Source organism: Chromohalobacter sarecensis, assembly GCF_023061135.1.
Classification (GTDB): domain Bacteria; phylum Pseudomonadota; class Gammaproteobacteria; order Pseudomonadales; family Halomonadaceae; genus Chromohalobacter; species Chromohalobacter sarecensis.
In genome coordinates this window covers 98,195-120,066 of record NZ_JAKGAN010000006.1, presented here as the reverse complement: position 1 = coordinate 120,066, position 21,872 = coordinate 98,195, and the positions used below count along the sequence as shown (strand labels likewise).

Annotated in this window: 18 protein-coding genes; 9 read left to right on the top strand and 9 right to left on the bottom strand. The window is 62.4% G+C overall.

Annotated elements, in window-relative coordinates; all coding sequences use genetic code 11:
- Positions 1-3 precede the first annotated feature (3 nt).
- From L1071_RS11080 to L1071_RS11055, 6 genes are read right to left on the bottom strand one after another with little or no spacing between them, the layout of a single operon-like run.
- Positions 4-1,134 carry an ABC transporter ATP-binding protein gene (locus L1071_RS11080; RefSeq protein WP_246974739.1) on the bottom strand — a complete coding sequence of 377 codons (1,131 nt, stop codon included), beginning with the start codon at positions 1,132-1,134 and terminating at the stop codon, positions 4-6.
- A 44-nt stretch (positions 1,135-1,178) separates the two neighbouring features.
- Positions 1,179-1,943, bottom strand: a complete 765-nt coding sequence (locus L1071_RS11075) for an SDR family oxidoreductase (RefSeq protein WP_246974735.1) — start codon at positions 1,941-1,943, stop codon at positions 1,179-1,181.
- Between the two features lie 43 nt (positions 1,944-1,986).
- A complete protein-coding gene (locus tag L1071_RS11070; RefSeq protein ID WP_246974733.1) occupies positions 1,987-2,817 on the bottom strand; it encodes a carbohydrate ABC transporter permease in 831 nt (276 codons plus the stop codon).
- Positions 2,814-3,710, bottom strand: coding sequence for a carbohydrate ABC transporter permease (locus L1071_RS11065; protein WP_246974730.1), 897 nt, complete (start codon positions 3,708-3,710; stop codon positions 2,814-2,816). Before L1071_RS11065 ends, L1071_RS11070 begins: the two co-directional genes overlap by 4 nt.
- Before the next feature lie 3 nt (positions 3,711-3,713).
- Complete coding sequence (locus tag L1071_RS11060; RefSeq protein ID WP_246974727.1) at positions 3,714-5,147, bottom strand: ABC transporter substrate-binding protein; 1,434 nt, start codon at positions 5,145-5,147, stop codon at positions 3,714-3,716.
- Positions 5,148-5,200: 53 nt separating this feature from the next.
- Positions 5,201-6,247, bottom strand: a complete 1,047-nt coding sequence (locus tag L1071_RS11055) for an NAD(P)-dependent alcohol dehydrogenase (RefSeq protein WP_246974724.1) — start codon at positions 6,245-6,247, stop codon at positions 5,201-5,203.
- Positions 6,248-6,621: 374 nt separating this feature from the next.
- Between L1071_RS11055 and L1071_RS11050 the strand changes: the two genes are divergently transcribed.
- On the top strand, positions 6,622-7,533 hold the full coding sequence (locus tag L1071_RS11050; protein ID WP_246974722.1) for a helix-turn-helix domain-containing protein: 912 nt from the start codon (positions 6,622-6,624) through the stop codon (positions 7,531-7,533).
- Positions 7,534-7,675: 142 nt separating this feature from the next.
- On the opposite strand, the gene L1071_RS11045 is transcribed toward L1071_RS11050, so the two are convergent.
- The 3 genes from L1071_RS11045 to cmoA all read right to left on the bottom strand — a co-directional run bounded on the left by L1071_RS11045 (position 7,676) and on the right by cmoA (position 10,303).
- Entirely contained in the window at positions 7,676-8,464 is a 789-nt protein-coding gene (locus tag L1071_RS11045) for an ATP-binding cassette domain-containing protein (RefSeq protein WP_246974719.1), read from the bottom strand.
- Between the two features lie 98 nt (positions 8,465-8,562).
- Positions 8,563-9,567: a tRNA 5-methoxyuridine(34)/uridine 5-oxyacetic acid(34) synthase CmoB gene (cmoB, locus tag L1071_RS11040; protein ID WP_246974716.1), complete on the bottom strand. Its 1,005-nt coding sequence runs from the start codon at positions 9,565-9,567 to the stop codon at positions 8,563-8,565.
- Positions 9,560-10,303, bottom strand: a complete 744-nt coding sequence (gene cmoA / locus L1071_RS11035) for a carboxy-S-adenosyl-L-methionine synthase CmoA (RefSeq protein WP_246974713.1) — start codon at positions 10,301-10,303, stop codon at positions 9,560-9,562. Before cmoA ends, cmoB begins: the two co-directional genes overlap by 8 nt.
- A 119-nt stretch (positions 10,304-10,422) precedes the next feature.
- Between cmoA and pgi the strand changes: the two genes are divergently transcribed.
- The 8 genes from pgi (at position 10,423) to L1071_RS10995 (ending at position 21,711) form a co-directional block, all read left to right on the top strand.
- The gene (pgi, locus tag L1071_RS11030) at positions 10,423-12,102 is read left to right on the top strand and encodes a glucose-6-phosphate isomerase (RefSeq protein WP_246974710.1); all 1,680 of its coding nucleotides are present in this window, start codon (positions 10,423-10,425) and stop codon (positions 12,100-12,102) included.
- Positions 12,103-12,171: 69 nt separating this feature from the next.
- Positions 12,172-12,807, top strand: a complete 636-nt coding sequence (locus L1071_RS11025; RefSeq protein WP_246974707.1) for a YqiA/YcfP family alpha/beta fold hydrolase — start codon at positions 12,172-12,174, stop codon at positions 12,805-12,807.
- Positions 12,808-12,817: 10 nt separating this feature from the next.
- The gene (gene parE / locus L1071_RS11020) at positions 12,818-14,698 is read left to right on the top strand and encodes a DNA topoisomerase IV subunit B (RefSeq protein ID WP_246974704.1); all 1,881 of its coding nucleotides are present in this window, start codon (positions 12,818-12,820) and stop codon (positions 14,696-14,698) included.
- A 191-nt stretch (positions 14,699-14,889) separates the two neighbouring features.
- On the top strand, positions 14,890-17,148 hold the full coding sequence (parC, locus tag L1071_RS11015) for a DNA topoisomerase IV subunit A (protein WP_246974701.1): 2,259 nt from the start codon (positions 14,890-14,892) through the stop codon (positions 17,146-17,148).
- Between the two features lie 24 nt (positions 17,149-17,172).
- On the top strand, positions 17,173-18,396 hold the full coding sequence (serB, locus tag L1071_RS11010) for a phosphoserine phosphatase SerB (RefSeq protein ID WP_246974697.1): 1,224 nt from the start codon (positions 17,173-17,175) through the stop codon (positions 18,394-18,396).
- Positions 18,397-18,515: 119 nt separating this feature from the next.
- Complete coding sequence (locus tag L1071_RS11005) at positions 18,516-20,228, top strand: HD domain-containing phosphohydrolase (RefSeq protein ID WP_246974693.1); 1,713 nt, start codon at positions 18,516-18,518, stop codon at positions 20,226-20,228.
- A 92-nt stretch (positions 20,229-20,320) separates the two neighbouring features.
- On the top strand, positions 20,321-21,364 hold the full coding sequence (locus L1071_RS11000) for a M4 family metallopeptidase (protein WP_246974690.1): 1,044 nt from the start codon (positions 20,321-20,323) through the stop codon (positions 21,362-21,364).
- On the top strand, positions 21,361-21,711 hold the full coding sequence (locus L1071_RS10995) for a protealysin inhibitor emfourin (RefSeq protein WP_246974687.1): 351 nt from the start codon (positions 21,361-21,363) through the stop codon (positions 21,709-21,711). Before L1071_RS11000 ends, L1071_RS10995 begins: the two co-directional genes overlap by 4 nt.
- Positions 21,712-21,872: the final 161 nt, after the last annotated feature.

The window sequence follows — 21,872 nt, the reverse complement described above, 5'->3', positions numbered from 1 at the left end:
GGGTCAGGTGGGCTTCGCACGGTTTTCCTGGCGATCGATATCGACCAGCGGGTGGCGATGCAGGTGGGTCAGCGCTTCGCCGTCGCCCTTGAAAAGGTGCGCGCAGGTTGGAGCGAAGGAAAAGCGCACTTGATCGTGTACGCGGTGGGCGACATCCCCGTCGGCGACCAGGATCCATTCGCTGCTGCCATGCTCGAGATACAGCGAGGTGGCGCCGCCGAGCCGCTCGATGACCACGATCTTGCCGGTCAGCGGGCCCTCGTCATCGAGCTTCAAGTGTTCGGGGCGGATGCCCAGCGTCAGCGTGTCGCTGGCACTGACGCCGTCGCCCATGACCGGTACCCGGCAGTCACCGCCGGGCAGTGCCACACTGACGCCTTCGCGACTGGCCTCGCGGACCTCGACGTCGAGGAAATTCATCTTCGGTGAGCCGATGAAGCCGGCCACGAAGCGGTTGCAAGGGTGGTGGTAGAGCGCCATCGGCGAGCCGATCTGTTCGACCAAGCCGTCCTGCAGCACGACGATCTTGTCGGCCATGGTCATGGCCTCGATCTGATCGTGAGTGACATAGATCATCGTCGCGTCGAGTTCTCCGTGCAGCCGCGCCAGCTCGATGCGCATCTGCACGCGCAGCGCCGTATCGAGATTCGACAACGGTTCGTCGAACAGGAAGATGCTGGGATTGCGTACGATCGCCCGGCCGATGGCCACGCGCTGGCGCTGGCCACCGGAGAGTGCGCGGGGCTTGCGGTCGAGCAAGGGTTCGAGCTGCAGAATGCGTGCGGCGGCGAGCACCTTCTCGCGACGCTCGGCCTTTTTCACCTTGGCCAGGCGCAGACTGAAGCCCATGTTGTCTTCGACACTCATGTGCGGGTACAGCGCGTAGCTCTGGAAGACCATCGCCAGGCCACGCTCGGCCGGCCCTACCTCGTTGATGCGCTTGCCATCTACCTTGATATCGCCGGCAGTGGCACTCTCCAGTCCGGCGATCATCCTCAGCAGGGTCGACTTGCCGCAGCCCGAAGGGCCGACGAAGACCACGAATTCGCGATCCTTGACCTCGAGATCGACGCCCTTGATGACCTGGGTGCCGCCGAAGTCCTTGATGATGTTGTTGAGTTGCAGCGTTGCCATGGCGGTTTCCTGGGGTTGATGGGCGGGCGGTGCTCGACTGGCGACTACCAGAGGGTGTAGCCGCCATCCACCACGACGATGGAACCGGTCATGAAGCTCGACGCCTCGCTGGCCATGTAGACGATAGTGGGGCCGAGTTCTTCGGGAGTGGCGGCGCGCTGCATGGGCGCGTCGTCGATCCAGCGCGGCTTGAATCGAGGGTCGTCGACCGGCGCCATGCTGGTTTTGACGTAGCCAGGGGCCAGTGCGTTGACACGAATACCGTAGGGGGCCCATTCGGCGGCCAGTGACTTGGTCAGCTGGTGCACGGCGGCCTTCGAGGCGTTGTAGGCGGGTTGCATCTGCGGGCGGTTGACGATCATCGCCGAAATCGAGCCGATATTGATGATCACGCCGCCGCGCGACTGCATCCGCCGACCGGCGGCCTGGGCGCAGTACCATAGCCCGTGGACGTTGATATCGAAGATCTCCCGCCAGCGCTCCGGGGTGACATCCAGCGCCGGCGCATGCTGGCAGGCGCCAGCGTTGTTGAGGAAGATATCGACCGGGCCGAGAGTGGCTTCGACCTCGTCGAGCAGGGCATCCGCCGCTCCGGGCTGGGTAATGTCGACCTCCACCGCCATGGCGCGATGTCCGGCCGCCTGCAGGGCCTCGACCACTTTCAGACTCTGCTCGTGTCGGCGGGCGGCGATGGCGACGCTTGCGCCGGCCTGCGCCAGTGCATGGGCGAACGCCTCGCCGAGCCCGCCGTTGCCGCCGGTGACGACGGCGACCTTGCCGCTGAGATCGAACTGCGACATCACGTTCATGGGTGTCTCCCGGTCTGTTGTAGGACTGTTGTTTAAGGGCCGCTTATTTCACGGCGCCCAGAGTCAGCCCCTGGACCAGCCAGCGCTTGACCAGCAGCCCGGCAATCGCCATCGGGCAGACCACGATGGTGCCGATCGCCAGCAGTTTGCCCCAGTCGATGCCGGTCTGGGTCAGTAGCTGCGCCGCGGCGATGGGTATCGTCTGAGTACTGGGCCCGGAGAACGTCTGGGCGAAGGCGTAATCGTTCCAGGCGAAGATGAAGCACAGGATGGCAGTGGTCACCAGCCCGGGGGTCATCAGCGGCAGCACCACGTAGCGGAACGCCTGGAATTTGGTGGCGCCGTCGATCATCGCCGCTTCTTCCAGGTCGGGAGGTAGGTCGTCGAAGAATGCGGTCATCAGCCAGATGGCGAACGGCAGGTTGAAGCTCAGGTAGGCGACGATCAGGCCGGCGTGGGTGTCGAGCAGGTAGAGGTAACGAAACAGCAGGTACAGCGGCACGATGACCGCGGCGATCGGCGCCATGCGGGTGCTGATGATCCAGAAGGCTAGGTGCTGCTTGCCCCTGATTCTGATCCGCGACAGCCCGAAGCCGGCCATGCAGCCGAGCACCACGGCGATCAGCGTCGAGACCCCGGCGATGAACAGGCTATTGAGCAGGTAGGGCCAAAGACTGTTGCCGCTACTGAACAGCGAGGCGTAGTGCTCCAGGGTGGGCGTGAAGAAGACCCGTGGCGTGTTGGCAGTAATGACGCTGTTCGGCTTGAACGAGGACAGCACCATCCAGATGATCGGTATCAGCGTCCATACCAGCAGCAGCGTCAGCAGGGTGACCTTGAACGTAAGGGGAATCCAGCGCTTGGAGGTGGTCATGAGACCTTCTCCTGGCGTTTGAGTAGCTTAGTGAATGCCGTGGCGACCATGATCGAGAACACCAACATGGTGATGCCCACGGCGGCGGCATAGCCCAGGTCGAAGAACCGGAAGGCGATGTCATAGAGCCTGATGGGGATGATCTTGGTGGAGTCCGCGGGCCCGCCGTTGGTGGTGATGAAGATGATCGCGAAGAAGCGAATCGCGTCCATGGCGCGGATCAGCAGCGCCACCAGCAGGATGTTGGAGATCGACGGCAGGATGATGTAGATCAGTTTCTGGGCGTACTTGGCGCCGTCCATCTCGGCCGCCTCGAGTACGTCCTCGGGCACCGAGGTGAGCCCCGCCAGGACGATCAGTGCGACCAGTGGCGTCCATTCCCAGACATCCATGAGGATGACCGCGACCATCGCCGAGCCGACGCTGCCTAGGATGTTTCCGTCGAACAGGCCTGTTTCATTGAGCATCCAGGCATACAGGCCGTGGCTGGGGTCGAGCATGAAGCGCCCAAGCAGCCCGACGATCACCGGGGCGATGAACATCGGGATCAACAGCAGCGAGATGATGATGTTGCTGCCCCGCGTCAGGCTGTAGACCAGCAGCGCCATCATCGTGCCGATGACCATCTCCAGGCCCACCGTGGCCAGGAAGTAGACCAGGCTGATTAGCCAACTGGAGCGGATGTCCGGGTCCGTGAACACCCGCTGCCAGTTGTCGAGGCCCGAGAACTCGAAGGCCAGTCCACCCATCAGGCTGACGTCGTTGAAGCTCATCCAGATGATCGAGAAGAACGGTACCAGCGTTATCAGGGCGAGCAGGAAAAGTGCCGGCGACATCATCGCCAGCTCGAATCCCTGCCGCCTCGTCGAGGGTTTACCGGTCAATAGTGCCATGTGTCATGCTCCCACGATGCGATCGATGCGCTGCTTGGCACTCTGCATGGTTTCCTCGGGGGACATCTGGCCCGCCAGCATCTTCGAGAGCTCGGTGAAGATCACCGTATCGACCTCGTTCCACTGGGCGATCTTGGGACGCAGGCCGATGTGGTCGTCCTGCCAGGCAACCAGCATGGTGTCCGCCGTGAGCATGTTGGGCATGTCGGTAGGTGGGGTGCTGGCGGCTTTGACCTCCGGCATATCGTAAACCGATTGGCGAGTGGGCGTGCCACCGCCGACCTTGCTCTTCAGCCCCATTAGCTGGGTCTGCGGCGAAGTTGCCCAGACCAGGAACAACCAGGCTGCCTTCTGCTTCTCAGCAGAGGCGTTGGCGTTGATGCCGATTCCGGTGCCGCCCCACAGGTTGGCGCTGCGCGCCGGGCCCTTGGGCAGCGGTGCGTAGCCGACCTTACCTTGCAGATCGGAGCTTTCCAGCGCGCCGGCGAACTCGTGCCACTCGGGCATCATCGCGAACTCGCCGTTCTGGAAGGCGTTGGCAACCCCGGTCCAGTCCCAGCTGGTGCTGCCGGGGTGGGCGATCTTGAGCAGCTTCTGGTAGAAGCGCGCCGCTTCCAGCGCGGCCTCGCTGGTCAACTGGCAGGCGCCGGGCGAGTCGGTGCCAAGCAGGCCGACCTGCTGGCCGTTGGCGAAATAGCTACCGCCGTAGGCGAACAGCACGTTGGAGAAGTCGCACATCAGCGAGTCGTACTGCTGGGCCTGGTGGCCGGTGCCGTACTTGACCTCGCTGGCGTTGCCGTTACTGAACCACTCGGCGATCTGGTAGTACTGCTCCCAGGTCGTGCTGTCCGATGGCATCGGATCGAAGCCGAGATCCTGCTGCATCTGGTCGTGGTATTTTTGGAACAGGTCGCGACGGTAGATCCAGATCATCGTCGGGCAGTCGTAGGGCAGGGTATACAGGCTTTCCTTGTCTTCGAAACGGCCGGCGGCGGCCAACTGCGAGGGGATGAAATCCTCGATGCCCTTGGGCACGACCGGTTGTTGGTCGTCGTTGATGAAAGTGTTGAGATCCGCCAGGCCGCGATGGTAAGGCGCGAGCACCTGGTAGGGGTCGGCATAGATCACGTCGAATGAGCTGCGTCCGGCGCCGAAGTCCAGCGCGACCTTCTGTACCAGGGCACCCAGCTGCATTTCGGTGATGTTGACGGTGATGCCGGTGAGTTCCTGGAATGATGCCAGGTTGGCGGCGATCGCCGTCGTCGGCGGAGTGTTCTCGGAGATGAACTGGATGGTAGTGCCGCTGGCCTGTTTCCAGGCCTCGTCGCTGGCCATGCCTTGGGCCAGGGCCGTGCGCAGCGATCCCGCGCCGATCAACGACAGGCCGGCGAGTCCGCCTATTCCTTTCAGTATGTCGCGACGCTTGAACTGGGTCATTGTTGTTCACCTCTTGGTAGGTTCAGGTCCAGTGTGCTTTCTGGCTGGCGAATTCAGGCGTCAAGCGTGATCTGCAGCTTGACGTCATGGGGTCGTGCGCTCGCGGCGCGCTCGAACGCAGCGATGCTCTGGTCGAAATCGAAGGTCTCGCTGATCAGTGGCTTGAGGTCCACCTTGCCCGCAGCGATCAGATCGATCGCCCGGTCGTAGACATTGGCGTAGCGGAACACCGTCTCGATGCGTAACTCCTTGGCCTGTGCCGAGACGATGTCGAAGGTGACCGGCTCGACGGGCATGCCGACCAGCACGATCGCGCCAGCGGGCCGGGCGCAGCTCAGGATGTCGTCGTAGACCTTGGGACTGCCGCTGGCTTCGAACACCACGTCGGCGCCCCAATCCTGGCCGCAGCGCTTGTCGACGGCTTCCCGCAGCGACTCATGCGAGACATTAATGGGGGTGATGCCGGCGTAGCGCCCGGCGATTGCCAGTTTCTCCTCGACCAGGTCGGAGACCAGTACCTCGCTGGCGCCCCCCGCCAGCGCCGCCAGGGCGACCATCAAGCCGATCGGCCCGGCGCCGGTGACGACGCAGACGTCCCCCGGCTGCATGCGCGCCTTGACTACCGCCTGCATGCCGATCGCGAACGGCTCGATCATCGCACCTTCGGCAAAAGATACTGATTCGGGGAGCGCGAATGTGAACGCCGCCGGGTGGATGACTTCGGGCGTCAGGCAGCCATGCACCGGCGGCGTGGCCCAAAACCGCACGCTGGGATCGACGTTGTAGACGCCCAGCTTGGCGGCACGAGAGTTAGGATCAGGGATACCAGGCTCCATGCATACGCGTTCACCCACATGCAGGTGGCTTACATTGCGGCCGACTTCGGTCACCACGCCGGACGCTTCGTGGCCGAGCACCATCGGCTCGCGGACGACGAAGGGGCCGATCTGGCCGTGGGTGTAGTAATGCACGTCGCTGCCGCAAATGCCGACAGTATGGATGTGCACGCGCACGTCATCGGGGCCGAGGTGGTCCGGCAGGTCGATCTCGCGCAACGACAGCTCGCGCTTTTTCTCCAGCACCAGGGCTTTGGCTTTCATGGCACTCTTCTCAAGTCGTATTTAAAATGGGCGAGAACAGTCTTCAATCAGTGAGGCCAAACTCGCCGCAGGCTTAGCTATGAAGCTACGCGTCACGCTGGAAAAACGGCTAGGCTATAATTTTCGAGTGAATGATACTTTTTTGCAGACTTTTTCCTTCGAATATATAAATATTTGTTCCGAAAGTCTTTTTAGATTCGAATGAGTGTTTGTCTAATCTGTGAACGAAGAGAGGTTGTGACCAAAGTATAAATCGAGACGGGAATATGAAAGGCCGACGAACCGCTTTATTTGAAGACAATGAAGCGTCTGGAGTGGAAGGCGTTTGCTGAAGCCTTGCATAGTGACATAGTCGAAAGAGGCACCGATAACTCATGATCGCTACGCAGCTCAACGATACTCGTCTTGGTGCGCCTGTCTTCGAGAGCATCAGCCAGGACCCGAAGTTTAGTTTCTACTGGCACTGCCACGATTTCCCCGCACCTATCGCCCGCTGGAATTATCATCCCGAGTATGAATTGCATCTCATCCGTTATTCGGAAGGAAACTATTTCGTGGGTGATTATATCGGGCGATTCGGGCCTGGTAATTTAGTGTTGGTGGGCCCGAACATTCCGCATGCATGGTTAAGCGATCCGGATGACGCACGGCCCGTTATCAAGGGGCGTGATGTCGTTCTCCAGTTCAAGGGCGAGTGGCTGGAACACATGATGACGCTCTGTCCAGAGCTAAACTGCTTGTCGAGGCTCATCGAGGACTCGGCCCAGGGTGTGGAGTTTATGGGAGACGCAGCAGCACGGTGTGCCGAGCTGCTGGTCACAATGGGCGAGCAGGACAATGCCGGCAGGCTACTGACCATGCTGACTATTCTGCGCAGCCTCTCGCAGGGCGAATACCGCATTCTGGCCAGTTGCGGGTACGGACTGGACGCCAAGGACACCTCCTCCGTGCAAGTGGATGCCGTGCTGCGTTATATACACGATCACTTCCATGAAGAACTGCGCATGTCGACGTTGGCCGCGCAAAATGGCATGACCCCTTCCACCTTTTCGCGATTTTTCAAGCACGCTACCGGTGACACCTTCGTCGCCTTTCTGCGGCGGATACGCATCGGCCATGCCTGCCGTCTGTTGCTCGAAGGCAGGCAATCCATCGCCGATATCTGCTTTCAGGTCGGCTACAACAACCTTTCCAATTTCAACCGCCATTTCCGCGAGCAAAAGGGCATGACACCGCGTCAGTATCAGCAGAGTACGGCCGATCGGGTGACGAACAACACGCATTGACCTTCGCGATGTTTCTGCGTTGCCGCGAGGAGGAGGGAGGGGCGAGCTCGTGGCGAGATAACCAAGCCTGACATCCCTCCGTCGCTCTGCGATGGTGGCTAAATGACGATGGGACCTGGTAGGTAGTTGGAGGCGGAACTCATCAAGGCGTGGTATTCGTGGCCTTGTGGTGCGGTGTTTGCGGTTCCGGCGGTATCACCTGCACCTTCAATACGTGACGCACCGCCGGTGTGAGGTTGGTGCAGCGTGCGCCGGCGTCCATCCACCACACGCGATCACAGCATGCCAAGCTTGCATCGCATTGGCTGATGACCGCCACGATGCACAGTCGGTGGCGCCGGGAGGCGGTTCTCAGGTCGGCAAGTAATCGTTGCTCCTGTTCGGCCGCGAGAGGTTCCAGGTCGAGCAGCAGAATGCCGTTGTCGCGCCGCTGCCGGAACGGGCAGTGGGGTGCCGCCGCGACCTGGCACAGTGACCGCGCAATCATCGCGCGTTGGGCATTCTCCGGGTCGAGTTCTCCCAGGCGTTGGTCGCCCATGGCTTGAAGGTCGAGTGCATTGAGCGCCGTCTCAACCGCAAGCGGAAGGCAGGGCGGCGAACTGGCGCCATGTTGCGTGACGCGTGAGCAACTCTCCAGCAGACCCAGCCCGACGAGGTCGCGTACGCGCCAATCCGCCAGGCTTTGCGGTGGTGCGACGACATGCGAGATGCGCTGGGCACGATAGCTGCTGGGCCAGCAATGCAGGGGCTGGCCGTCGAGGCAGATGCTACCGCGCGTGGGTCGGTAGAGACCGGCGAGCAAACCGATCAGGGTACTCTTGCCGGCGCCATGCGGCCCGCAGATGCCGAGTAGTTCGCCCGGTACCAGGCGATCATTGAAGGGCATCAGGCACGGCGTTCCCTCCAGGGCCGTATTGAAGAGCGACAGCATGATAGGCCTCCCTCGGTATACGAAATATAATGATAAATATTATCGTTCGCATATCGAGGAAGAGCAAGTCCCATAAACGCAAGTCAAAGAAGCATAAGTCACTCGGGCTTGCGCGCCACCAGCACGGCCCGGCGTGGTGCCGGATAGCCTTCGAGGGTCAGCGTCGGATCCTCGGGATCGAGAAAGTCGGCCAACGACTGGAAGGTCATCCATGCGGTGCTGCGCTGTTCTTCCAACGATGTTGGGGCTTCGTCGACGACGCGTACGTCCTCGAAACCGCAGCGTTCGAGCCAGTGCGACAGCGCCTTTGAGGAGGGCAAGAAGTAGACGTTGGGCATGGCGGCGTAGCGTTCGCCGGGCATGAACACGGTGGTCACATCGCCCTCTACGACCAGGGTCTCGAGGACCAGCTCGCCGCCGGGGCGCAGGGTATCGCGCAGTTGCGCTAGATGCTCGAGCGGGGAAGGGCGGTGGTAAAGCACGCCCATGGAGAAGGTGGTGTCGAACGCTTCGAGTTGTGGGGGGACCTCCTCGATGCCGACCGGCAGGAAATGCGTGCGCCATGCGTCGGTATCGCCCACAAAATGGCGTATCGCTTGAAACTGGTAATAGAAACGTGGCGACGGGTCGATGACCAGCACGAATGCCGCGCCCGCGCCGGCCATGCGCCAGGCGTGGTAGCCGTTGCCGCCGCCGACATCCAGCACGCGGCGTCCCTCGAGCGGCGCCAGATGCGGTGCGACGCGCTGCCATTTCCAATCCGACCGCCATTCGGTGTCGATCTCTATCCCGCCAAGCATGTAGGGTCCCTTGCGCCAAGGGATCAACTTGCGCAGCAGGTTTTCGCACTGGCGTCGGCGGCTGTCGTCGAGGGCCACATCGACCCGTACGCTGTCCTGATCGAGCGCGACATGGCGAGTCTCGGGCAGCGTCGGGAGCTTGGCGACGGCCTTTTCCCAGGCGGGCAGGTCGCCGAAGCGGCGCCGGTCCAGGCCGTTGGCGAGCTGCGCCGGCAGCTGTGCGACCCATGCGGTCAGGCCGTGGTCGAGAAAGGCGTCGAAGAGCGCACGTTGGGTACGGTCGAGCGAGAAGCGGTCAGGCATCCTTGAAGGCCACCATCGAGGCGAAATTGAGATATTGAAACCAGGTGCTGACGCGTGTGAAGCCGGCGTTCCGCAGGCGGTCGTGATGCGCCTCGAGGGTGTCCGGCACCAACACGTTTTCCAGCGCCGTGCGCTTCTGGCTGATTTCCATGTCGCTGTACCCGTTGGCGCGCTTGAAATCATGATAGCGTTCCACCAGCCAGGCGTTTTCCTGCTCGTCGGGGAGTATGATTTTCTCCGAGAGGACCAGCACGCCGCCGGGTTCCAGGGCGTCGTACAGGCGCTCGATGACCGCGCGGCGATCTTCCGGGGGCAAGAATTGCAACGTGAAGTTGAGCACGATCATGCCGGCGGGCTGATAATCGACGTGGCGGATATCGCCTTCGATGATATCGATGCGATGATCGGGGCATTCTTCGGCAAGTGTTTCGCGTGCTCGGGCGACCATCGTCGGTGACAGGTCAACCCCGGTCAGGGTAAAGGCCTCGGGCGGCAGTCGCCCAGCGAGTGCCAGGGTCACGGCGCCCAGCGAGCAGCCCAGGTCGTAGACGTGCGCGCCGAAGCGCAGGTGGCGTTCGGCGATCAAGCCCAGCATGCCCAATATCTGGCCATAGCCGGGGACCGAGCGACGAATCATGTCGGGGAAGCAGGCGACGACCTGTTCGTCGAAGGAAAAGTTGGCCACCCGGTCGAGGGGTGTCGAAAAGATCGCGTCACGGTAAGATGCGTCACTCATGAGACACTCAGCGAGTCGAGGCGTGGCGGGGCCACAGGGAGTGGCGGCATTGTACGCGCCGCGATGGGGCCGTGCACCTGCGGGGGCCGTTAGCAAGCTTGTCAAGGAGAGTACGAGTCATGACCCAGTCAACCATGATCCATCATTCGCCAGCCTGGCAAAGGCTCACTGTGCATGCCACCGAAATGCGCGACGTGCACCTCAAGAGCCTGTTCGCCGAGCGTTCCGATCGTCATGCACGGTTTACGCGGCGTGGGGCGGGTCTGACGCTGGATCTATCCAAGCATCGTTGGCGTGACGAGACACTGTCGATGCTGCTCGAACTGGCCCGCGAAGCGGATCTGGAGGGCGCCATCGCGCGTTTGCAAAACGGCGAACGGGTCAATCGCTCCGAGGATCGCCCGGCCTTGCATACCGCCTTGCGCTTGCCGCGCGAGGCCAGCCTGATGATCGAGGGCGAGGATGTCGTCCCCGATGTCCACGAGACGCTGGCCCGCATGCAGGCGATGGTTGAAAAATGTCACGCCGGGCAATGGCGCGGCGCCACGGGGCGGCCGATCACCGATGTGGTGAACCTGGGCGTCGGCGGTTCCGACCTGGGGCCCTTGATGGTGACTCATGCCCTGGCCGATTACCGCCCGCGTGACGTGCATCAGGTCGACATTCACTTCGCCTCGACCATGGATGGCTCGCAACTCGCTGACTATCTGACCCGCTTCAATCCCGCCACCACGTTGTTCGTGCTGTCATCGAAGTCGTTTACCACCATCGATACGCTGTCCAATGCCTCTACGGCGCGCGACTGGCTGATGACGCGTCTGGCCGATGGCGGTCAAGACACCCAGATGAGCGAGCTGGTGATGCGCCAGCATTTCATCGGCGTCTCAGCCAAGCCCGAGAAGATGAGCGAGTGGGGCATCGAGCCGCGTCATCAATTGCACTTCTGGGAATGGGTCGGTGGGCGTTATTCGCTATGGGGGGCCATTGGCTTGCCCATTGCGATGGCGGTAGGCATGGATAACTTCCGTGAGCTACTGGCGGGCGCTCACGACATGGATCGTCATTTCCGTGAGACACCGCTCGAGGACAACCTGCCGGTGCTGCTGGCCTTGGCGGGCATCTGGAACGTCAACTTCCTGGATGTGCGCGCGCACTCGATTCTTCCTTATGACGGTCGCCTCGAATACTTCGCCAGTTATCTCGAACAGCTCGAGATGGAGTCGAACGGCAAGTCGGTGACCAATAGTGGCGAGATTACGCCGTATTCCACCTGTCCGGTACTCTGGGGACAGCTCGGCCCCAACGCGCAACATGCCTTCTATCAGTTGCTACACCAGGGCACCCAGGCGGTGGAGTGCGACTTCATCGCCCCGGTAAGACGCTACGATCGGGTCGAGGACCCGGCTACGCGGGCGCACCTCAAGGCTCAGCATCGCTTGACGCTGGCCAATTGTGTCGCCCAGTCAAGGGTGCTGATGCTGGGCGACGAAGCGCTGCCCGATGACGCCCCGCGCCCGAGTCATAAACGTTACCGTGGCAACCAGCCCTCGACCACGCTGCTGCTCGACCGCCTGACGCCGCGCACATTGGGCGCGTTGATCGCCCTCTACGAGCATAAGGTGTTCGTGCAGGCCACCCTCTGGGATATCAATCCCTTCGATCAGTGGGGCGTGGAACTGGGCAAACAGATCGCCTCCGAAACCGAGCAGATCCTGGCCTCGCGGCGCGGCGCCGAGTCGCTGGACGATTCCAGCCGGGGCCTGCTCGATGTCATATGGCAAGCACAGGATGCACCATGAGGCTGGTTGTTTGTACAGGTGGTGCGGTATGCTGACGACTCCCGGAGCGAATATGACGCCTGTGCCAATATGACGCCCGTAGCCAATATTTTGTATCTGCATGGTTTTAACAGCGGCGCGGCGTCGCCCAAGGCGCGTTTGATCGCGGCCACCTGCGAGCGTCTGGCGAGCGAAGATGCGGCGCCACCACGGTGTGTTACGCCGCAATTACCGCATCGCCCCGAAGAGGCGCTGGTATGCGCCGAGCGCGAGTTGAGTACCTTGGGCGATGACACCTTGCTGATCGGCAGTTCGATGGGCGGCTTTCTGGCCACCTGCCTGGCCGAACGCTTCGGTGCGCGCGCGGTGTTGATCAATCCTGCGGTGCGGCCGGCGCGGTTGGTGGCACAGTGGATGGGCGCTTCGCTGGAGAATCCTTATACTCACGAGCGCTTCACCATCGACGCGCGCCATGGCGAGGCGCTCGAGACCATGACGCCTGCTGCCGTCATCGACCCGAGCCGCTATCAAGTACTGCTGGGTAGCGCCGATGAAACGCTGGATTGTCGCGATGCACTGGCTTTCTATGCCGGCGCCTCGATGATCGTGCATCCGGGCGGTGATCACGGCTTCAGTGCCTTGGCCGAGTATTTACCGGCCATCTTCGCGCATGGTGGCTGGACGCTACCTGTACACTCGCACGCGCGCTCTGACGAACCCACTTAATGGACAACGCATGACGCAATACAGTGCCAGTTCCATCGAGGTCCTGTCGGGACTCGACCCGGTGCGCAAGCGCCCCGGAATGTACACCGATACCAGTCGCCCCAACCATCTCGTGCAGGAGGTCATCGACAACAGCGTCGACGAGGCGCTGGCCGGTCATGCGCAGCATATCCGCGTGCAGTTGCATGACGATGGCGGCATCGAGGTCAGTGATGATGGACGCGGCATGCCCATCGACGTGCATCCCGAACATGGGGTGTCCGGCGTCGAGCTTATCTTGACGCGGTTGCATGCGGGCGGGAAGTTCTCGCAGTCGAGCTATCGCTTCTCGGGCGGGCTTCACGGTGTCGGGGTGTCGGTGGTCAATGCGCTATCGCGGCGTCTGGAAATCGAGGTCTGCCGCGACGGCGACCGCCACGGCATGGCCTTCGCCCATGGCGACAAGGTGGAAGAACTCGACGTCATTGGCTCGTGTGCCAAGAAGGCCACGGGCACGGTGGTGCGCTTCTGGCCGGATGACAGCTACTTCGATAGCCCTAAACTGTCGCTGCCTCGCCTTCAGCACCTGCTGCGCGCCAAGGCGGTGCTTTGCCCGGGGCTCGAGGTGACCCTGGTGGATACCGACGGCAGCCAGAATGTCTGGCAATACGCCGACGGCCTGCGCGATTACCTGGCTCAGGCCACCGACGACGTCGAGACGCTGCCTTCCTCGCCGTTTCTGGGCCATTTCGAGGACGACGATCAAGGCGTCGATTGGGCCATACAGTGGCTGCCGGAAGGCGGTGATTTGTTGCAGGAATCCTACGTCAACCTGATTCCCACACCGCTCGGCGGGACGCACGTCAATGGCCTGCGCTCGGGGTTGCTTGAGGCGCTGCGTGAATTCTGCGAATACCGCAGTTTGCTGCCGCGCGGGGTCAAGTTGACCGGCGAGGACCTGTGGGAGCGTGTCGCCTTCGTGCTTTCCGTGAAGCTGCTCGACCCCCAGTTCGCCGGCCAGACCAAGGAGCGCCTCTCCTCGCGCGTGGTGGCGGGCTTCGTCTCCGGTGTCGTCAAGGACGCCTTCTCGCTATGGCTCAACCATCACGTCGATCAGGCCGAGGCGTTGGCCGAACTGGTGATTAATGCCGCTCAGCGGCGCCAGAAGAGTGCCAAGAAGGTGGCGCGCAAGAAGGTCACCTCCGGTCCCGCTCTGCCGGGCAAGCTCGCCGACTGCGCCGGGCAGGACCCCGCGGCCTCCGAGTTGTTCCTGGTCGAGGGCGACAGCGCTGGCGGCAGCGCCAAGCAGGCGCGCGATCGCGAGACGCAGGCGATTCTTCCGCTGCGTGGCAAGATTCTCAACACCTGGGAAGTCGAGGCGCACGATATTTACAGCTCCCAGGAGGTTCACGACATCGCCGTGGCCATCGGCATAGATCCTGGCAGCGACGATCTCACCAAACTGCGCTATCACAAGATCTGCATCCTCGCGGATGCCGACTCCGACGGCCTGCATATCGCGACCCTGTTGTGCGCGCTGTTCGTGCGCCACTTCCCCGCGTTGGTCGACGCCGGCCATGTCTTCGTGGCCATGCCGCCGCTGTACCGCATCGACCTGGGCAAGGAGGTCCACTACGCCCTCGATGAAAGTGAGAAGACGGCCATCTTGAAACGCCTGGAAGGCAAGCGTGGCACCCCCAACGTTCAGCGCTTCAAGGGCCTCGGCGAGATGAGTCCGCTGCAATTGCGCGAAACCACCATGGCCGTCGACACGCGCCGTCTTGTGCAACTGACCCTCACTGCGGATGACGGCACCCGCGAGATGATGGACATGCTGCTGGCGAAGAAACGCGCCAGCGACCGCAAGAACTGGCTCGAGGATTACGGCAATCTGGCAGATATAGAAGTGTGAGAGGGAAGACGGAAGAAGGAAGAAGGAAGAAGGAAGAAGGTTGAGGTGTAGGAGGCAGCCTTGTTTCTTCTTCAAGACGCGAAGCGTCGCTCTTCTATCTTCCAGCCACGTAGTGGCGATCTTCCGCCTATGTGCCGGGTCGTTTCGCTAAGACTGAACATCATTCGCGACACTTTCAGGACCTCGTTGCTATGACCATGGACATCCATGTGGAAGAGGGCGACGTCGAACGTCTGTCTCTCAAGGAATATACCGAGAAGGCGTATCTCGATTACTCGATGTACGTGATTCTCGACCGGGCGCTGCCGCATATCGGCGACGGCATGAAGCCGGTCCAGCGGCGTATCGTCTACGCCATGCGCGAGCTATCGCTGAATGCCACCGCCAAGTACAAGAAGTCGGCACGTACCGTCGGCGACGTGCTGGGCAAGTTTCACCCGCATGGCGACAGCGCCTGCTACGAGGCGATGGTGCTGATGGCGCAGTCGTTCAGCTATCGCTATCCGCTTGTCGACGGCCAGGGCAACTGGGGGAGCCCCGACGATCCCAAATCGTTCGCGGCGATGCGCTATACCGAGGCACGGTTGTCGAAGTTCTCGGAGGTGCTGCTCGCCGAACTCGGCCAGGGCACCGTTGACTGGACGCCCAACTTCGACGGCACCCTCGACGAACCGGCGGTACTACCGGCGCGCTTGCCGCATGTGCTGCTCAATGGTGCGACCGGCATCGCGGTAGGCATGGCCACCGACATTCCGCCGCACAACGTGCGCGAAGTCGTGGACGCGACTTGCCACCTGCTGCGCCATCCCGAGGCCAGCGTCAGCGACCTGATGAGCTACGTGCCGGCGCCGGACTTTCCCACCGAGGCGGAAATCATCAGCTCACCGGCGGATCTCGGCAAGCTCTACGAGAGCGGCCGCGGCTCGGTAAAACTGCGCGGCCGTTACACGCTCGAAGACAATAATGTGGTGGTTACGGCGCTGCCGTATCAGGTCAGCGGTGCCAAGGTGCTCGAGCAGATCGCCGCGCAGATGCAGGCCAAGAAGCTGCCCATGGTGGCGGATCTGCGTGACGAGTCGACCCACGAGACGCCCACGCGTCTGGTGCTGGTGCCGCGCTCGGGCAAGGTCGATGTCGAAGCCCTGATGGCGCATCTTTTCGCCACCACCGACCTCGAGAAGAACGTGCGCGTCAATCTGAACGTGATTGGGCTCGACGGCCGGCCGCGGGTCATGGCGCTCGATGCCATCCTGGGCGAATGGCTGCGTTTCCGCCGGGCGACGGTGCGGCGGCGACTCGAGCACCGCCTCAATAAGGTCGAGGATCGCCTGCATATCCTCGAAGGCTTGCTGGCGGCGTATCTCGACCTTGACGAGGTGATCCGCATCATCCGTGAGGAAGATGCGCCCAAGCCGGCGTTGATGAATGCCTTCGGGCTCAGCGAGCGTCAGGCGGAGGCGATTCTCGAGCTGCGCTTGCGGCACCTGGCCAAGCTCGAGGAGATGAAGATTCGCGGCGAGCAGGACGAACTGAGCGCCGAGCGCGAACGCCTCAAGGAGCTGCTGGGTAACGACGCGGCGCTGACCGACCTGATCGAACGTGAACTGCGCCAGGACGCCGACGACTATGGCGATGCACGCCGCGCGCCGTTGGTCGAGCGCGGCGAGGCCAAGGCCTTGTCCGAGGTCGAGCTGGTGGGTGCCGATCCGATTACCGTGGTGCTCTCCGAAAAAGGCTGGATTCGTAGTGCCAAGGGCCACGAGATCGACCCTGCCGGGCTTTCCTACAAGGCGGGCGACAGCTTTCATCTGGCTGCACGTGGCAAGTCCAACCAGCCGCTGGTATTGCTCGACGATGCCGGGCGCAGCTATACGCTGAGCGCGCATAATCTGCCCTCGGCTCGTAGTCAGGGCGAGCCCATCACGGGGCGCGTCAACCCCGGCGCCGGCGCGCGCATGGTGGGGGTGATGCTCGATGTCCCCCAGGCACGCTATCTGCTGGCCTCCGATGGCGGCTACGGCTTCATCGCCCGGCTCGAGGATCTGATCGGCAAGAGCAAGGCGGGCAAGGCCGCGCTCAGCGTACCCAAGGGCTGCAATGTCATGCCGCCGGTAGCGGTGCCGGAAGGCGAAGGCACGCGTATCGCCGTGGTTTCCAACGAGGGGCGTTTGCTGGTGTTTCCGCTCGATCAATTGCCGGTGATGGCCAAGGGCAAGGGCAACAAGATGATCGATATCCCCGGGGCGCGCGCCGCCAATCGCGAGGAATTCGTGCGTGATCTGGCTGTGTTGCCCGCCGACGCCTCGTTGGTGGTGCATGCCGGCAAGCGCAAGCAGACGCTCTCGAGTCGCGATCTCGACTATTACGTCGGTGAGCGTGGGCGTAGGGGCAGCAAGCTGTCGCGAGGCTTCCAGAAAGTCGACCGACTAGAGGTCGAAGAAAAGAGATAGAAGAAAGAAGGCAGAAGAGGCCATATGACACAGCGATTATTGATTCGTGCCGGTGGCCCCGACCACCCGGGGCAGCTGGCGGCGCTGGGCGCGGCCTTGATGGCATGCCAGGCGCAGCTAGTGGATATTCATCAGCACAGTGCGCTAGGCCACGTCGCCTTCGAGATGCTGGTGAACGCCGAGGTAGGCGCCGATGCCTTCAAATCCAACCTCGACGAGCACCTCGCCGAGCAAGGACTTGCCAGGCAGGAGATTGCCGTCGAGGTCGAGGCGCTGGCGCCTGACACATGGCAAACCCTTGAGGCTCAGGACGAGATGCCGCGCCTGATCTTGACCCTGCTGGCGCCTCGGCTACCTGCGGGGATCCTCGCCGACGTCGGTGAGCTGGCGGTGGCGCATGGGTTGAGCGTCGAGCGTATCGCGCGTTTATCGGGGGGCGATTCCCTCGATGAAGGGTCGCCACATGGCGCCTGCGTGGAGTGCATCCTGCGCGGGGCGGCGGTCGAGCTGCCGCACCTGCGTGAAGAGGCGCTGACACTGGGCGCGCGCCAGGGCGTGGATATCGCCATCCAGGAAGATTCCTTGTGGCGGCGCCATCGGCGCTTGGTGTGCTTCGACATGGATTCGACCCTGATCCAGGCCGAGGTGATCGATGAGCTGGCGCGCCGCCACGGTGTCTTTGAGGAGGTGGCCGCCGTCACCGAGCGTTCCATGCGCGGCGAGCTGGATTTCAAGCAGAGCTTCCGCGAGCGCATGGCCAAGCTGGAAGGGCTCGACGAGTCGGTGCTGCGCGAGATTGCCGAGAATCTGCCGTTGATGGATGGCGTCGAACGCTTGATGGCGCATCTCAAGCGTCTGGGTTATCGCACTGCGATCATCTCTGGCGGCTTTACCTATTTTGCGCGTTACCTGCAGGAGCGCCTGGGTTTCGACGAGATTCACGCCAACGAGCTGGTGATTCACGAGGGCAGGATCACCGGCGAGGTGCGCGAGCCGATCATCGACGCCGAGCGCAAGGCTTGGTGGCTGGGTGAAATCGCGCGGCGTGAAGGGTGGAATATGGCGCAGACCGTGGCCGTGGGCGATGGTGCCAATGACCTCAAGATGCTGGAAAACGCAGGGCTTGGCATTGCTTTCCGCGCTAAGCCATTGGTACGCCAGCAGGCGCAGCAGTCGATCAGCACGCTAGGGCTGGATGCCGTGCTCTACCTGCTGGGCTATCACGAAGACGAACTGACTCGCTTGTAGTTGCTACCAAGCGCTATTCAAGTCGTTCATGATACAGTCGATAACAGATTACATATCCTTACACGAGCACGCCGCGTAACGGAGGTGCTCGTTTTCGTTTCGTCAGCGTCGAGACCGAGATGTCGCCACCTGATTCCGCACCACCCCAAGACGTCACGCACCCCGGCGAACTTTACGGCTTTCTCGAGGCCCTCACCCTGCCCGGGGGCGCAAGCCTATGCTTCGAGAGTGGCGACGGGGCGCCGTGGTCCGTGGTAGTCATGGATATCGTCCAGGAGGAGTCGCTATGCCTGGATGTCTCTGCGGTCCGCGAGATCGTCCCTCGGCTGCGGCGCGGCGAGACATTCCAGTTGATGGGGCAGGTCGAGGGCGCGATGCTGACCACACAGGCGCTCGCGGTAAATGAATGGCGCGAGCAAGGTGAGCGCCTGCTGGCCGTGTGCGACTATCCGCAAGCGGTGTCCGTAGTGCATCGACGCCAGAACTTTCGAGCCAGTCTGCGTGCCGACATGGAGGTCGGCGTCACATTGCGTGTGGCGGGCGAGGACACGCCGTATGAAGGCCGGCTTTGCAACCTCTCGCTGGGCGGCTGCCTGGTTGAACTGCCGTTGGCTGCGGCCGCCGCGCTCAAGCCCGAGCAGACCATCGATAGCATTCGCCTGACGTTTCCCAACCAGCGTCATTTCGAATTGCCGGCTAGTGTCCGTCACGTGCATACCGACGAGTCATGGACGCAGGCACAGGCAGGCTGCGAGTTCATCGGTTTATCGTCCGCGATGGAGCGCCTGGTGTGGTACTGCGTCAAGGAAATCGAGCGCGAAAGTGCACGTACCGTCATGCATACAGGACGTCCCCTGGAGCCTTCAGCGTTATTTCAATCGCCCAGCGATGCTCGGCAAGATACGGCACGCCAGCGGCGAACGAAGTCGCAGCCGGGTGGCGCGATGGCGACCCGTCTCAAGAAAGTCGCCGACTATCTCAACGCGCAATTGGTGCAGTTGAAAAGCGGCGATTCGGTCGCCTCGATACAGCTCTCGCGCAGTACCGATACGCTGCTGGCGTTGTGGCAGCAGGACCGTCAGGCGCTGCTGTATGCGAGTGCATGTTTTACTCAGGAGTCGCATCTGGTGCAGCACAGTCTGATGGTGGCCGTGCGCATGCTGGATCTCGCCCAGTCGCGACGCATGGCGCCGGAACGCCTCAAGGCCGTGGTCGCCTGTGCCCTGCTTCATGATTTGGGCAAAGGCATGCTGCCCGATGTCTTGTTGCGTGATGAAGTGCTGCGCCCGGAAGAGCAAGTACAGCTCCACGCCCACGTGGGTTTGATACGCGAGCGCTTGGAAGACTGCCGCTGGCTGGATGGCGATGTTGTCGAGCAGGTGATCGGCATGGCCAATGAGCGCCTCGATGGCAGCGGCTACCCGGCGGGCAAACGAGGGGATGCGTTGCCCGAGCTGGCCCGCATGATGGCGGTGGTGGACGTCGCCGACGTGATGACGCGCCCGCGACCCGGACGCGCCGCCTGGACCCAGCGCGAGGTCTATCGACATCTGCTGACACAGGCTGAAGGCTTCGATAACACCTGGGTGCAGCGCTATATTCGCCGCTTCGGCATGGCGCCGATCGGATCCCTCGCCCTCTATGCCAACGGCGCACTGGCCTGGGTTCAGCATCACGATGGCCATGGCACGCCCAATCAGGTGCATGTCGTACTCAACACGCGCAATCCCAAGCGGCGCCTCGATCAGCGTCTCGATAACGACGCTATCGGTCAGTTGGGGGCGCTTAAGGAAGCCGTGAATGCTGCGCGCTATCGGATGACGCCGGTCTAGGCGTGGCGGCGGCATCGTCTCGTTGCGCATGATCGGCCATCTTGAGCCACACTGCCTGGGTATGTTCGATAGCCGATCGAGGACTCAAGTCCATGTCAGATCCGAAGACTTCAGCGCGCGGTTTCATGCCGCCCCACGTACTTGAGCGTGTCGCGGCGCAAGGTTCGGTACGCCTACGTCGTTGCGCCCAGCAGACGCTCGAGGCCGATCACTGGTTTCGCCAGCGCAGCGCGCCGGCACCGCAGCGGAATGCGGCGCGGGCCGCTTCTGGGCACCCCGACCGTCGGATTCACAACGCCGAAAATGAGCAGACGTTGCCCGGGCGCCTGGTGCGCGACGAAGGCCAGCCCGAAAGCGGCGACCCGGCCGTGGATGAAGCCTATGAATGGCTGGGGGCGACTTATCGGTTCTACTGGGAGGTCTTCGAGCGCGACTCCATCGATGACCAGGGCATGCCGTTGATCGGCACCGTGCATTACGCTCGCGACTACGACAATGCGTTCTGGAACGGCTCGCAGATGGTCTTCGGCGATGGTGACGGCGAATTGTTTCGGCGCTTCACGGCGGCGCCGGAGGTGATTGCGCACGAATTGACTCACGGTGTGATCGAGCGCGATGTCGGCCTGATCTATGCTGATCAGGCGGGGGCGCTCAACGAGTCGCTGGCCGATGTATTCGGGGTGCTGGTCAAGCAGTACCGCGCTGGCGAGTCGCCCCAGAATGCCGATTGGCTGATCGGCGCGGCACTGTTGACCGATCGCGTGCAAGGCCGGGCGTTACGTTCCATGCAGGCGCCGGGCACGGCGTATGACGATCCCGTGTTGGGGCGTGATCCGCAGCCGGGCCACATGCGCGATTTCGTCGATACGCAAGCCGACAACGGCGGCGTGCATATCAACTCAGGCATTCCCAACCGGGCGTTTTATCTTGCCGCAGTGGCCCTCGAGTCACCCGCCTGGGTAAGCGTAGGACCGGTATGGTACGCGGCGATGCGCGACGCGGCATTGAGCCGAGAGGCGGATTTCGCGGCCTTCGCCGCCCTGACGCTCGATCACGCCGAACGCCTGCATGGGCGCGAGAGTCGCGAGCGTCGCGCGGTGGATGAGGCCTGGCGCGAGGTGGGCGCCATCTCATGAGCCACACCGAGCTTCCGGTGTTGTCGGGCGATACACGTTTGGGCGTCGCACGTGAGGGCGGTTTCGCTTATCTGCCGGGGTTGGCCGCGCCGCGCGAGATCGATTGCGACCGGCTGACGCCCCTGCAGTGGGCGCGTCTCGACGCGGGCTTGCGCGCCCTGGCGACGCTGCCAGAGGCAGCGCACACGTCGCCCGATGGTCGTTTCTTCCGCCTCACGCTTTCCTCGCGGTGTACCGGGGAGTCGCATTGGCAGCGCTGTCTCGACGAGTCGCATGCTCCGGCGTGGCTGGTGCGCCTGTGGCGAGACGGCCACGCGGTGCTCGATGAAGAGGCACCATCATCGTGAGTGGCGGTTGACAGCCATGCGTACAGCTGTTTAGTTAGCTATATGACGATCTTCGACATGCGACTATTACGCTTAGACCTACGACTTACCATCGGCCTATGAGCCGACGGGATGCCTCGCGCATCGTCACCCTCCCGGTCTAACGCAGCCCAGTCCAACGA